We start from the raw sequence: 12370 nt of genomic DNA, 5'->3' as shown, positions 1-12370 counted from the left end.
CCCGTCGAATGCGGGAATCACGGCTGGGCGTCGGGCGTCCTAACTGGATGTGACCGAAAGCCGACCTCCGTTCCCGCCGTTCACCGTCGAGACCGCCACGCAGAAGGTTCAGGCCGCCGAGAACGCCTGGAACACGGCTGACCCCGAACTCGTCAGCCTCGCCTACACCGCCGATTCGCAGTGGCGCAATCGCGACCAGCACATCGTCGGCCGCGAGCAGATCGTCGCGTTCCTGACCCGAAAGTGGGAACGCGAACTCGACTATGTGTTGCGCAAGAGCCTGTGGGGCTTCCGCGAGAACCGGATGGCCGTGCGGTTCCAGTACGAGTGCCGCAACGCCGACGGGCAGTGGTTCCGCAGCTACGGCAACGAGTTGTGGGAGTTCACCCAGCAGGGGCTGATGGCGCGCCGCGAGGCCAGCATCAACGACGTGCCGATCGACGAGTCGGAGCGCCGCTATTTCGGACCGCGGCCGGAGTCGGAGTACGGGCAGATCATCCCGCTGTGGTGAGCGCTAGCTCGTCGGCGGCTGGTGCGGCGTCGGGCTCTGCCCCGACTCCCACTTCGATTCCATCGAGCGGGTGACGCGGGCGCCGGAGGGGTAGTGCCGGTCGAAGGTCTGCGCGTCCGGGGCCTCGAAGGTGATCAGGAAACCGTCATCGACGGCTTCCTTGTGCACAACCTTGCAGGGCCGCGCGTCGCCCTCGTGGTCGACGGCGATGAGGTCGCCCGGTGCGACGTCGTCGATCAGGTCATTGCTCGAGATGTTCGACATAGCTCCGACGGTAGCCGCACGTACAACGAGGCCGTCGGCGGGCAAAGGCGACGGGCACCTCAGCTTCGGCTCAGGAGGTCAATCCCCGGGCGATGACCAGTCGCTGAATCTGGTTGGTGCCCTCGAAGATCTGCGTGATCTTGGCTTCGCGCATGTAGCGCTCCACGCGGAAGTCGCGGGTGTAGCCGACGCCGCCGAGCACCTGGACCGCGTCGGTGGTCACCTTCATCGCGGCGTCGGTGGCGACGAGTTTGGCGACGCTGGCCTGCTGCGAATAGGGGATCCCCGCGTCGCGGCGGCGTGCCGCGTCCAGATACGTCGCACGTGCACTGGCCACCGCGGCCGCCATGTCGGCCAGCAGGAATCCCAGCCCCTGGTGGTCGATGATCTTGCGGCCGAACGCCGTCCGCTCGTTGGCGTACTTGACCGCTTCGTCGAGTGCGGCCTGGGCCAGTCCGGTCGCCACAGCCGCGATGCCCAGCCGGCCGGAATCCAACGCCGAGAAAGCGATCTGCAGGCCCTGGCCCTCCGCGCCGATCAGCCGGTCGGCCGACAGCAAGGCGTTGTCGTAGTACGCCGATGTCGTCGGCACCGCGTGCAAACCCATTTTCTCCTCGGGCTTGCCGAAGCTCAGTCCCGGCAGATCGCCGGGTACCAGGAAGCACGAGACCCCACGCGATCCGTCCCCGGTGCGCGCGAACAGCGTGTAGAAGTCGGCGCGCCCGCCGTGGGTGATCCAAGACTTCGACCCGTTGATGAGATAGCCGTCGTCGGTGCGCGACGCCGCGCATCGCAGTGCCGCCGCGTCCGAGCCGGCCTGTGGTTCGGACAAGCTGTACGCGCCGATCTGCTCACCCGACAGCATGTCGGGCAACCACCGCCTCTTCTGGTCGTCGTCGCCGAACGCCAGCAGCGGATGCGACGACAGGCTGTGCACGCTGACCGCGACTGCGACCGCCGCCCACTGTGCCGCGATCTCCTCGAGCACCTGCAGGTACACCTCGAACGGCTGCCCGCCGCCGCCCCACTCCTCGGGTTGCGGCAGGCTCAGCAGCCCGGCGGCACCCAATTGGGCGAACAGCCCGTCGGGGTAGGTCTCGGACTTCTCGTGCTCGTCGACGATCGGGTCGAGCAGTTTGTCGGCGATGTCGCGGGTCAGCGCGATCAGGTCATGAGCCTCCTGCGAGGGAAGCAACCGGTCGACGGGCATGGTCAGCACTGTAGCCACGGCAAACAGCTGTCAATTTAGATGTGACCAGCGGTAGCGGTTAGGGTGCTGCTCATGACTGAGCAGACGGAGCCGGATGTCGCCGCCGGGGCGGCTCCGGTGGTCGGTGTGGTGGCCGAGTCGGGTGCCGACGAACGACGGGTCGCCCTGGTTCCGAAGGCCGTCGCGTCGCTGGCCAGCAGCGGAATTGCGGTCGTCGTGGAGTCAGGCGCCGGTGAGCGTGCCCTGCTGCCCGATGCCCTCTATACCGAGGCAGGAGCAACCATCGGCGACGCGTGGGCGGCCGACATCGTCCTGAAGGTCGCACCGCCGACGGCCGACGAAGTGTCCAGGCTCAAGACCGGCCAGACCTTGGTCGGTTTCCTGGCGCCGCGCAACGCCGAGAACCAGATCGGGGCGCTGAAGGCCGCTGGTGTGCAGGCCTTCGCGGTGGAGGCGATCCCGCGGATCTCGCGCGCGCAGGTGATGGACGCGCTGTCGTCGCAGGCCAATGTCGCCGGCTACAAGGCGGTGCTGTTGGCCGCCACGGAGTCCACCCGGTTCTTCCCGATGCTGACCACCGCGGCGGGCACGGTGAAACCGGCGACCGTGCTGGTGCTCGGTGTCGGCGTGGCGGGTCTGCAGGCGCTGGCCACGGCCAAGCGCCTCGGTGGTCGCACCACCGGATACGACGTGCGTCCCGAGGTGGCCGACCAGGTGCGTTCGGTCGGCGCGCAGTGGCTCGACCTCGGCATCGAAGCGGCCGGCGAAGGCGGCTACGCCCGTGAGCTTTCCAACGAGGAACGCGCACAACAGCAGAAGAAGCTCGAGGAGGCGATCACCGGCTTCGACGTCGTGATCACCACCGCGCTGGTCCCCGGCCGGCCGGCGCCGAGGCTGGTGACCGCGACCGCGGTCGAAGGCATGCGCGCAGGCAGTGTTGTGGTGGACCTGGCCGGCGAGACCGGGGGCAACTGCGAGTTGACCGAGCCGGGGCAGACCGTCGTCAAGCACGGGGTGACGATCGCCTCCCCGCTGAACCTGCCTGCGACCATGCCCGAGCACGCCAGCGAGTTGTACTCGAAGAACCTCACCGCGCTGCTCGACCTGCTCATCACCGACGGCAAGCTCGCCCCGGACTTCGACGACGAGGTCGTTGCGGGCGCCTGCGTCACCCGCGAAGGGGAGAACTAGACATGTACGACCAGTTGTTGGCCAATCTCGCGATCCTGGTGCTGTCGGGGTTCGTCGGCTTCGCCGTGATCTCAAAGGTGCCGAACACGCTGCACACGCCGCTGATGTCGGGAACCAACGCCATCCACGGCATCGTGGTGCTCGGCGCGCTGATCGTGTTGGGCAATCTGCCCGCCGACGCCCACTGGGGCGTGCGGATCATCGCGTTCGTCGCGTTGGTCTTCGGCACGCTCAACGTGATCGGCGGCTTCCTGGTCACCGACCGCATGCTGGGAATGTTCAAGGGCCGCAGGCCGGCTCCGGTTGAGAAGGTCGAGGCGGGCAAGTGAACCACCTCGTCACCGTTCTCTACATCCTTGCCTTCGGACTGTTCATCCTCGGTCTGTCGGGGCTGACCGGACCGAAGACCGCGGTGCGCGGCAACTGGATCGCCGCCACCGGTATGGGCATCGCCGTTGTCGCCACCCTGATCGCGGTGCGCGACACCGCCCCGATCAACTGGATCCTGATCGCCGCGGGTCTGGCGCTGGGTGTGATTCTCGGTGTGCCGCCGGCGAAGAAGACCAAGATGACCGCGATGCCGCAGCTGGTCGCGCTGTTCAACGGTGTCGGCGGCGGCACCGTCGCGCTGATCGCGTGGGCCGAGTTCATCGAGACCGACGGCTTCGCGCACTTCAAGCCGGAGCAGCATCCGACCGTCGCACTGGTCGTCGGCTCGCTGTTCGCCGCGATCATCGGATCGGTGTCGTTCTGGGGCTCGCTGGTCGCGTTCCTCAAACTGCAGGAGTCCATACCGAAGAACGTCGAGAAGCGACTTGTCTCCTCGGCCAAGCTGTTTCAGGCTTCCAACGTCGTGCTGCTGCTCGGCGCGGTCGCCGCGGCGGTTTACATCGGCATCAACGCCGGAACCGGTAGCCCCGGTTGGACGATCGTGCTGGTGCTCGCACTCGCCGGCGTGATGGGCCTGTTCGTGGTGTTCCCCATCGGTGGCGCCGACATGCCGGTGGTGATCTCCCTGCTCAACGCGCTCACCGGATTGTCCGCCGCCGCAGCAGGTTTGGCGCTCAACAACACCGCGATGATCGTCGCGGGCATGATCGTCGGCGCATCGGGTTCGATCCTGACCAACCTGATGGCCGTCGCGATGAACCGCTCGATCCCGGCGATCGTGTTCGGCTCGTTCGGCGGTTCCGAGGGCGGTCCGGCCGGCGTCACCTCGGACCAGGGCACCGTCAAGGCCACCTCGGCGGCCGACGCCGCGATCCAGATGGCCTACGCCAACCAGGTTATCGTGGTGCCGGGCTACGGCCTGGCCGTCGCCCAGGCCCAGCACACCGTCAAGGAGATGGCCGACCTGCTGGAGAACAAGGGTGTCGAGGTCAAGTACGCCATCCATCCGGTCGCCGGACGCATGCCGGGCCACATGAACGTGCTGCTCGCTGAGGCCGACGTCGAGTATGACGCGATGAAGGAAATGGACGACATCAACGGCGAATTCGCCCGCACCGACGTCGCCATCGTCATCGGCGCCAACGACGTCACCAACCCGGCCGCCCGCAACGACTCCAGCTCACCGATTTACGGCATGCCGATCCTCAATGTGGACGAGGCGCGCTCGGTCATTGTGCTCAAACGCTCGATGAGTTCCGGGTATGCAGGCATCGAGAACCCGCTGTTCTTCGGTGACGGCACCTCGATGCTGTTCGGCGACGCCAAGAAGTCCGTCTCCGAGGTCATCGAGGAACTCAAGGCGCTGTAAAACCCGTCGTCAGCGGCGCGACAACGTCCCGGGCGATTGAATCCGCCCCGACAGGGAATTCGCTGCCACGTCGGAGTCGACTGAGGGGCGCAGATGGATTGGGTGATCACCGCCGTCGGTGTGGCGTTGGTGCTCGTTGTGGTCCGCGACGTCTTCCACACGCTGTTTCACCCGATCGGCCACGGCAGCATCGCCCCCCAGGTGATGAGAGGGACCTGGCGCCTGCTGCGGCTGTTTCCGAAGGACCGACGGATCACATCGCTGACCGGTCCGCTCGGCATCGTGGCGGTCATCGGCACGTGGGCCGCAGGGGCGGTGCTGGGCTGGGCGTTGATCTACCTCGCACAGATGCCCGGGGGAGTGGTTTACGGCAGCGAGCTCGACGGAATTCCGCGTAACGAGTTCTTCGATTCGCTGTATCTGTCACTCGTCACCATTGCCACGCTCGGCTTCGGTGAGATCGTGCCGGTGTCGCCGTGGCTTCGGTTGGCGGCGCCGCTGGAGGCGCTGTTCGGTTTCCTGCTCGTCACCGCCGCGGTGTCATGGGTTCTGCAGATCTATCCGGCACTCCACCGCCGCCGGGTTCTCGCCCTGGAGCTGACGACCCTGCGGGAAGCGCGGTCGGCGGACCCCCGCCTCGGTGTCGACGACATCCCCACCGACGTGCTGACCGCACTGACCGCCAGCGTTGCGGAGACCCGCAACGACTTCACTCAGTACGGCGCCACGTACTACTTCCGAGACATGGAAGCCGACTCATCGCTGGCCGCCTCCCTCGAGTACGCCATCGACCTCGGCGCGGAGGCAAGTAGGAGCGAGCGCCCCGAGACGCGCGTCGCCGCCGCGATGCTCACCGCGGCGGTGGACAGGTTGGCGAAGCTGCTGGACGAAGAGTTTCTTCACCTCGGCGGGGACACCGCCGCGATCATCAACGCATACGCCGACGACCACGGGCACGGCCCCGGCTCAGCGGACTGAGCTAAACCGGCGGATAAGCGGGCGGCGGGAAGACGCCGCGCAGAAACCAGGGAATGACGGCACCGCCGTACTCGATCTCGTCGCTCAGGTCATAGTCCGGATTCGGATCCATGTGATCACCTCTCGCGTCGCGGCCGGTTCGGTGGCAAGTCTAGACCCGCCACCAAGGCCTCGACAGCCCGTACTCCTAAACTGCCAACCAGTTGATTGACGCCCGGACGGTCTCCGGGCCCGCCTAGAGTGAGTCGCCATGCCTGCAGGAACGTCCGCGGACGTCGCCACCAACGGGATGTCCCGCCGCGAGGAACTGTTGGCCGTCGCCACCAAGCTGTTCGCCGCCCGGGGCTACCACGGCACCCGGATGGACGACGTCGCCGACGCGGTCGGCCTCAACAAGGCCACGGTCTACCACTATTACGCCAGCAAGTCGCTGATCCTCTACGACATCTACAAGGGCGCCGCGGACTTCACGGTCGACGCCCTGCACGACGATCCGTCAGCGTCGGCGCGCGAGACCATCTACCACTTCACCCGTCGCCTGCTGGTCGGCATCGCCAGCGACATCGAGCGGGCAGCGGTGTACTTCCAGGAAGGCCCGTACATCACCGAGTGGTTCACCGAAGATCAGGTCGCCTACATCCGGGAGAAGGAAACCCAGGTCTACGAGCACGTCCGAGACGTCATCGACCGCGGCATCGCCAGCGGCGAGTTCTACGACTGTGATTCGCATGTGCTGGCGCTCGGCTACATCGGGATGACGCTGGGCGCCTACCGCTGGCTGCGCCCCCACGGCAGGCGCACCGCGCAGGAGATCGCCGTCGAGTTCAGCACCGCGCTGCTGCGCGGCCTGATCAGAGACGAAGCGGTCCGCGAGTCGACCCCGCTCGGTATCGACGTCGCCGCCGCACGTGACTGACATGTTCCGGCTGGACGGCAAGGTCGCCGTCGTCACGGGAGGCGGACGCGGCATCGGCGTGATGATGGCCCGCGGGCTGCTGGAGGCCGGCGCCCGCGTGTACCTGTCGAGCCGCAAGGAGGCCGAACTCGACGCGACCGTCGCCGAATTGTCGGCGCTGGGCCCGGTCGAGGCGATACCGGCCGACCTCGGGACCGCCGAGGGTGTCGAAACGCTGACCGCCGCACTGTCCGATCGCGAGAACGCGGTGCATGCGCTGTTCAACAATGCGGGCGCCAACTGGGGCGCTCCGTTCGACGAGTTCCCCGAAGCGGCGTTCGACCGGGTGTTCAACGTCAACGTCAAGGGCGTCTTCCTGCTCACCCGCGCGCTGGTGCCGCTGCTGACCGCCGGCGCTACCGACACCGATCCCGCGCGCGTGATCAACACTGGCAGCGTCGACGGCTTCCACACCCCCGAGCGCGGCCGCGACAATTTCTCCTACAGCGCCAGCAAGGCCGCCGTGCACATGCTCACCAAACATCTCGCCACCGAGCTCGCGCCGAGCATCGTGGTCAACGCGATCGCCCCTGGTCTTTTCGAGTCGCGGATGACAAAGGTGCTCCTGGCGCCGGGGGCCGACGCCGTTGGAAAAGCGTTGCCGCTGGGCCGGATCGGGGCTGCCGACGACATGGCGGGCATCGCGGTGTTCCTGGCGAGCCGAGCCAGCTCCTACATCACCGGGGCGGTGATTCCCGTCGACGGCGGCGTGAGCACCATTCGATGAAGCCAGCCTGCGCTCGCACGTGCGCGAAATGAGTGCACGCGTTTCGTTTGTGTGCCCGATCGGCGGGTAGTCGCCAGTCATCCTACGAACAGGAGGACTGACATGCCTGCTGGAGAAACCGGCTTCGACGACGTGACCTTCGATCTGATCTCCGTGCAATACCACTCACTGAAAGCGGGTCACGACTACGGCCAGTACGTGCGTGACGCCAGGAACGCCGGACTCGATGACGTCGCGTCGTTCTTCGAGGACGTGATGGCCCAGGATTCCGAACGCGCCAAACGCTGCCACGAGTTGCTCGCCAAGCTCCAGAAATCCTGACCGTCGATCGTCAGCGTTCGCCGCGAGCAGCGCGGTGCAAGATGGATGGATGAAGTCCACCCTGCTGTCGCGCCGCGACGTCGACTTCCTGCTCTATGAATGGCTGCAGGTTGACGCGCTGACCAAGCGGCAACGGTACGCCGAGCACTCCCGTGAGACGTTCGACGCGGTGCTGGATCTCTGCGAGCAGTTGGCCACCCGCTACTTCGCGCCGCACAACAAGAAAAGCGATGCGAACGAGCCGACCTTCGACGGAGAGAAGGTCACGGTCATCGGTGAGGTGAAGGAAGCGCTGGACGCGTTCGCCGAGGCCGACCTGATCGGGATGGCGATGGACGAGCAGTTCGGCGGCACGCAACTGCCTGCCGCCGTTGCGCAGGCCGGGTTCGCCTACTTCTCGGCGGCCAACGTCAGCACCACCGGGTACCTGATGCTCACGATGGCCAACGCCAACCTGCTCGCCAAGTTCGGCACACCCGAGCAGATCGAAGCCTTCGTCAAACCGATGTTGGCGGGTCGGTTCACCGGCACCATGGCGTTGTCGGAGGCGCAGGCGGGGTCGTCGCTCGCCGACATCACCACCCGGGCCGAACCGCAGGACGACGGCACCTACCGGCTGTTCGGAAGCAAGATGTGGATCTCGGGCGCTGAGCACGAACTGACCGACAACATCGTCAACCTCGTGCTGGCCAAGATCCCCGGCGGCCCGCAGGGCACAAAGGGAATCTCCCTGTTGATCGTGCCGAAATACCTTGTGAACGACGACGGTTCGGTCGGCGAGCGCAATGACGTCGCACTGGCCGGTCTCAATCACAAGATGGGTCAGCGCGGCATCACCAACACCGTGCTGAACTTCGGCGAAGGCAAATTCACCCCTGGTGGCAGAGCCGGCGCGGTCGGCTACCTTGTCGGCGAGCCGCACCGCGGTATCGCCTACATGTTCACGATGATGAACGAGGCGCGGATGGGCGTGGGCATGGGCGCGGTGTCGCTGGGCTACACCGGTTACCTTAAATCGCTGCAGTACGCGCGCGAGCGTCCCCAGGGCCGTCTCGTGACCGCCAAGGATCCAGCGACCCCGCAGATCCCGATCATCGAGCATCCCGACGTCAAGCGAATGCTGTTAGCGCAGAAGGCTTACGTGGAGGGCGGACTGGCATTGGGGTTGTACTGCGCCAAACTCGTCGACCTGCAGCACAGCGCCGAGTCGGAGAACGAACACGATGCTGCGACGCTGCTGCTGGACATCCTGACGCCGGTCGCAAAGAGCTGGCCGTCGCAATGGTGCCTGGAAGCCAACAACCTGGCCATCCAGGTGTTCGGCGGCTACGGCTACACCCGTGAATACGACGTCGAGCAGCACTATCGGGACAACCGGCTCAACCCCATCCACGAAGGCACGCACGGGATTCAGAGCCTGGACTTGTTAGGCCGCAAGGTGACCCAGCGCGGTGGCGCCAGCCTGGCTGCGCTGGCCGAAGCGATCAGCAGCACGGTCGACACGGCCACGGCCACGGGCGGGGAGACGGCGACACTGGCCACCCAGCTCGACGCATCGTGGCGGCGACTCGCCTCGGTCACCACCGCGATGTTCGACTCGGGCGACGTCGAGGCGGCGATGGCCAACAGCGTCGTCTACCTCGAGGCGTTCGGTCACATCGTCCTCGCGTGGATCTGGCTGGAGCAGATCCTGGCCGCCGACGGCCACGCAGGCGACTTCTACGACGGTAAGCGGCAGGCGGCGCGATACTTCTTCCGGTACGAACTGCCCAGGACTGCACCGCAACTCGACTTGCTAGAAAGCCTCGACCGCACGGCGCTCGAGATGCGCGACGGTTGGTTCTAGTCAGCCGATCAGGTCGTCGACGTGTTCGGCGGAGCGGTGGATCAGCTGCAGCACTTCCCGCAACATCGGGGTGAGTCCGTGTCGCGGCCAGATAGCGTGCAGCTCAACGGGTCTCGACGGATCGCTGTCCGGATGCCCACCGCCGACGTCGGTCAGCGGCTTGTAGACCACGCCGTCCACCTTCAACGCGGTGGCGCTGGCGGGCACCAGTGCGACGCCCTCACCCGCGGCGACCAACAGAACGGCAGTCAGGATCTGCTGAACCGTCTGCTTGATCCGGGGGTGCCCGTTGAACAGGAACCGCACGGTCAGCTCGTGGAAGTAGCGCGCCGTCACCGGGTGGTAGCTGATCACCGGCAGGCCGTCGAAGTCCTTCGGCCCGAGTGGCCCTGGCGCGTGTGCCAGCGGGTGGCTGGCCGGCACGACGGCGCGCAGCGGCTCGCGCGCCACCACTTGAGACGACAACAACGCCGTGTCGAACGGCGGGCGTGCCAGCCCGAGGTCCAACTCACCGCGCCGGATGCCGTCGACCTGGGCGCCCGTCACCCGCTCGTGCAGCACGACTTCGATGTCGGGTAGTTCGGTGCCGAGCAGACCGAGCAGCGGGCCGAGTATCCCGATCGCCGACACGGCGGTGAAGCCGAGGTTCAACGTTCCCGCCGACCCGCTCTCCACGCGCTGGGCGTGTGCGGTCGCCGCGTCGAGCGTGTTGAGCATCCGGTAGCAGTCCTCGAGAAACGCGCCGCCGGCTGGGGTGAGCAGCACCCGGCGGTTGTCGCGGTCGAGCAGATTGGCGCCCACCGCGCGTTCCAGTTTCTGAATCTGGCGGCTCAGCGGCGGCTGGGTCATCGCCAATCGGTCGGCCGCCCGGCCGAAGTGCAGTTCCTCGGCGACCGCGATGAAGCAGCGCACCTGGTCCAGCGTCACAGTCATGCACGAAAAGTATCAAGCGATGCCAGATGGCTGTTGGACAGGTATCGTGCGCGATCCCTACCGTGGAGTGACAGCGGCCACATCGGCCGACCTGAAGCCACCCATCACACAGGAGTGAACTGCCATGGTGAGCATCACCGCCCTCCGGCGTACCGGCATTGCGGTATCCGCCGCGGCCGCGCTGACCCTGACCGCCTGCGGCGGTGTCGAGACGAGCACCGGTTCCGGAGGCGGCGGCGACTATCCGTCCGGCACCGTCGAGATGTATGTCGGCGCATCCCCGGGTGGGTCGAGCGACCTGATCAGCCGCGCCGTCTCAAAGGGCCTGTCCGACAACCTCGGCGCGTCGTTCCCCGTCATCAACCGCGAAGGCGCCAACGGCGCGCTCGCCGCGGCGGAGGTCGCCAAAGCCACGCCGGACGGTTCGAAGATCGCGATCCAGAACGCGTCGCTGTTCGCCATCACGCCGCTGGCCGTGAGCCCCGACGAAGTCACCAAGATCGACGACTTCGACATCGTCGGCGGGGTATCGCGCGACGACTATGTGTTGGTCACCAACCCCGCCAGCGGCTTTCGCACGCTCGCCGACATGAAGAACGGCAACCGCGTCGTCCGTTACGGCACCACCGGGGTCGGCACCGGCGCGCAGTTGTCCGCCGCGCTGCTGTTCAAGACCAGCAATATCAACTCGCAGGCGGTGCCGTTCGACGGCGGCGCACCCGCACTGGCCGCGGTGCTCGGTAACCAGGTCGACGTCGCCTCGCTGCAAGTCGGCGAGGCCATCGAGAACATCCAGTCCGGAAAGCTGACTCCGCTGGCCGTCTTCGGGCCCGAGCGCATCGAGTATCTGCCGGATGTGCCGACCGCCAAGGAACAGGGACTCGACGTCGAGGTGGCGCAGTACCGGTTCATGACCGTGCCCAAGGAAACTCCGCAAGAGGTGCAGGACAAGCTCGCCGAGGGAATGAAGGCGACGTTCGCCACCGAGGAGTACCAGGAGTTCAACAAGCAGAACAGCTTGACCCCGATGGAACTGTCGGGTGACGACGTCCTCACCCAGTTGCAGGAGGATCAGACGCGCTTCGCCGAACTCGTCAAGCAATACGGAATCAACCTGCGCGACGAAGGCTGAGCGCCATGGCCGAGAGCACCCACCCGCACACCCGCGACATCCTGGCCGAAATCGAGGCCGAAGTCGCCCACGAGCTGGAGGAGGAGCGTCCACCCGCGGGCGGACCCCGCTACCAGATCGTCGGCGCGCTGATCGGAATCGTCATCGGTGTCGGCGGTGCGGCCCTGGCCTACGGCTACCGGCTCGGCTCTTTGCGGGAGCCGGGTCCGGGGATGTGGCCGTTCGTCGTCAGCGTCGTGATCGCCGCACTGTCGGTGATCCTGCTCGTCACCGGCCGCCGCCTCGACGACGCCGAGGCATTCACCCGCAGCAGCGCGCTGCCGGTGGTCGGCGTCGTCACCTTCATCGCATTCGGCTTGCTGATGCCGTTGACCGGCTTCGAGATTCCGGCTGTGGTGCTGTGCGTGATCTGGCTGCGCTTCCTCGGCGGCGAGAGCTGGCGCAATACGCTGATCATCAGCGTCGTGACGACGGCGGTCTTCTACTTCCTGTTCCTCTACGGACTGCGGATCCCGCTCCCGCACCTGATCGCCTTCTGAGCTC

At 66.5% G+C, this 12370-nt stretch carries 14 protein-coding genes and 1 pseudogene; 11 read left to right on the top strand and 4 right to left on the bottom strand.

Annotated features, from left to right (window positions below):
- The first annotated feature begins 49 nt into the window (after window positions 1-49).
- Window positions 50-511, top strand: a complete 462-nt coding sequence (locus tag N4S67_RS11130; RefSeq protein WP_260992996.1) for a nuclear transport factor 2 family protein — start codon at window positions 50-52, stop codon at window positions 509-511.
- A 3-nt stretch (window positions 512-514) separates the two neighbouring features.
- Here N4S67_RS11130 and N4S67_RS11125 read toward each other — a convergent pair whose 3' ends face one another.
- Together N4S67_RS11125 and N4S67_RS11120 are read right to left on the bottom strand one after the other, a co-directional pair.
- Window positions 515-775, bottom strand: coding sequence for a hypothetical protein (locus tag N4S67_RS11125; RefSeq protein ID WP_260992995.1), 261 nt, complete (start codon window positions 773-775; stop codon window positions 515-517).
- 70 nt (window positions 776-845) lie between these two features.
- Window positions 846-1985: an acyl-CoA dehydrogenase family protein gene (locus tag N4S67_RS11120; RefSeq protein ID WP_260992994.1), complete on the bottom strand. Its 1140-nt coding sequence runs from the start codon at window positions 1983-1985 to the stop codon at window positions 846-848.
- 72 nt (window positions 1986-2057) lie between these two features.
- Between N4S67_RS11120 and N4S67_RS11115 the strand changes: the two genes are divergently transcribed.
- The 4 genes from N4S67_RS11115 to N4S67_RS11100 all read left to right on the top strand — a co-directional run bounded on the left by N4S67_RS11115 (window position 2058) and on the right by N4S67_RS11100 (window position 5913).
- Window positions 2058-3176, top strand: coding sequence for a Re/Si-specific NAD(P)(+) transhydrogenase subunit alpha (locus N4S67_RS11115; protein ID WP_260992993.1), 1119 nt, complete (start codon window positions 2058-2060; stop codon window positions 3174-3176).
- Window positions 3177-3178: 2 nt separating this feature from the next.
- Window positions 3179-3505: an NAD(P) transhydrogenase subunit alpha gene (locus tag N4S67_RS11110; protein ID WP_260992992.1), complete on the top strand. Its 327-nt coding sequence runs from the start codon at window positions 3179-3181 to the stop codon at window positions 3503-3505.
- Complete coding sequence (locus N4S67_RS11105) at window positions 3502-4935, top strand: NAD(P)(+) transhydrogenase (Re/Si-specific) subunit beta (protein ID WP_260992991.1); 1434 nt, start codon at window positions 3502-3504, stop codon at window positions 4933-4935. The genes N4S67_RS11110 and N4S67_RS11105 overlap by 4 nt, the downstream gene beginning before the upstream one ends.
- Before the next feature lie 93 nt (window positions 4936-5028).
- On the top strand, window positions 5029-5913 hold the full coding sequence (locus N4S67_RS11100; RefSeq protein WP_260992990.1) for a potassium channel family protein: 885 nt from the start codon (window positions 5029-5031) through the stop codon (window positions 5911-5913).
- A 1-nt stretch (window position 5914) separates the two neighbouring features.
- On the opposite strand, the pseudogene N4S67_RS27980 reads toward N4S67_RS11100, so the two are convergent.
- Window positions 5915-6025: pseudogene (locus N4S67_RS27980) on the bottom strand (CAP domain-containing protein); the annotation flags it as partial.
- 138 nt (window positions 6026-6163) lie between these two features.
- On the opposite strand from N4S67_RS27980, the gene N4S67_RS11095 reads away from it, so the two are divergent.
- The 4 genes from N4S67_RS11095 (at window position 6164) to N4S67_RS11080 (ending at window position 9762) form a co-directional block, all read left to right on the top strand.
- On the top strand, window positions 6164-6829 hold the full coding sequence (locus tag N4S67_RS11095) for a TetR/AcrR family transcriptional regulator (RefSeq protein ID WP_260992989.1): 666 nt from the start codon (window positions 6164-6166) through the stop codon (window positions 6827-6829).
- Window positions 6822-7595 carry an SDR family oxidoreductase gene (locus tag N4S67_RS11090; protein WP_260992988.1) on the top strand — a complete coding sequence of 258 codons (774 nt, stop codon included), beginning with the start codon at window positions 6822-6824 and terminating at the stop codon, window positions 7593-7595. Before N4S67_RS11095 ends, N4S67_RS11090 begins: the two co-directional genes overlap by 8 nt.
- A 102-nt stretch (window positions 7596-7697) precedes the next feature.
- Window positions 7698-7916, top strand: a complete 219-nt coding sequence (locus N4S67_RS11085; RefSeq protein WP_260992987.1) for an acyl carrier protein — start codon at window positions 7698-7700, stop codon at window positions 7914-7916.
- A 49-nt stretch (window positions 7917-7965) separates the two neighbouring features.
- Entirely contained in the window at window positions 7966-9762 is a 1797-nt protein-coding gene (locus tag N4S67_RS11080) for an acyl-CoA dehydrogenase (protein ID WP_260992986.1), read from the top strand.
- Here the strand turns inward: N4S67_RS11080 and N4S67_RS11075 are convergent, their stop codons facing one another.
- Window positions 9763-10695, bottom strand: coding sequence for a LysR family transcriptional regulator (locus N4S67_RS11075; RefSeq protein WP_260992985.1), 933 nt, complete (start codon window positions 10693-10695; stop codon window positions 9763-9765).
- A gap of 127 nt (window positions 10696-10822) precedes the next feature.
- Between N4S67_RS11075 and N4S67_RS11070 the strand changes: the two genes are divergently transcribed.
- Both N4S67_RS11070 and N4S67_RS11065 read left to right on the top strand, forming a co-directional pair.
- The gene (locus tag N4S67_RS11070) at window positions 10823-11827 is read left to right on the top strand and encodes a Bug family tripartite tricarboxylate transporter substrate binding protein (protein ID WP_260992984.1); all 1005 of its coding nucleotides are present in this window, start codon (window positions 10823-10825) and stop codon (window positions 11825-11827) included.
- A gap of 5 nt (window positions 11828-11832) precedes the next feature.
- A complete protein-coding gene (locus N4S67_RS11065; protein ID WP_260992983.1) occupies window positions 11833-12366 on the top strand; it encodes a tripartite tricarboxylate transporter TctB family protein in 534 nt (177 codons plus the stop codon).
- Window positions 12367-12370: the final 4 nt, after the last annotated feature.

This window comes from Mycobacterium deserti (assembly GCF_025345615.1).
In the GTDB taxonomy this organism is placed as follows: Bacteria; Actinomycetota; Actinomycetes; order Mycobacteriales; family Mycobacteriaceae; genus Mycobacterium; species Mycobacterium deserti.
Note: the sequence above shows the minus strand (reverse complement) of the source record. Positions and strands in the feature narration are given on the sequence as shown.

Excerpts from the sequence above, each read along its gene's own strand:
- N4S67_RS11125 (WP_260992995.1), bottom strand. The coding sequence starts at position 775 with ATGTCGAACATCTCGAGCAATGACCTGATCGACGACGTCGCACCGGGC.
- N4S67_RS11120 (WP_260992994.1), bottom strand. The coding sequence starts at position 1,985 with ATGCCCGTCGACCGGTTGCTTCCCTCGCAGGAGGCTCATGACCTGATC.
- N4S67_RS11115 (WP_260992993.1), top strand. The coding sequence starts at position 2,058 with ATGACTGAGCAGACGGAGCCGGATGTCGCCGCCGGGGCGGCTCCGGTG.
- N4S67_RS11110 (WP_260992992.1), top strand. The coding sequence starts at position 3,179 with ATGTACGACCAGTTGTTGGCCAATCTCGCGATCCTGGTGCTGTCGGGG.
- N4S67_RS11100 (WP_260992990.1), top strand. The coding sequence starts at position 5,029 with ATGGATTGGGTGATCACCGCCGTCGGTGTGGCGTTGGTGCTCGTTGTG.
- N4S67_RS11095 (WP_260992989.1), top strand. The coding sequence starts at position 6,164 with ATGCCTGCAGGAACGTCCGCGGACGTCGCCACCAACGGGATGTCCCGC.
- N4S67_RS11085 (WP_260992987.1), top strand. The coding sequence starts at position 7,698 with ATGCCTGCTGGAGAAACCGGCTTCGACGACGTGACCTTCGATCTGATC.
- N4S67_RS11080 (WP_260992986.1), top strand. The coding sequence starts at position 7,966 with ATGAAGTCCACCCTGCTGTCGCGCCGCGACGTCGACTTCCTGCTCTAT.
- N4S67_RS11075 (WP_260992985.1), bottom strand. The coding sequence starts at position 10,695 with ATGACTGTGACGCTGGACCAGGTGCGCTGCTTCATCGCGGTCGCCGAG.
- N4S67_RS11065 (WP_260992983.1), top strand. The coding sequence starts at position 11,833 with ATGGCCGAGAGCACCCACCCGCACACCCGCGACATCCTGGCCGAAATC.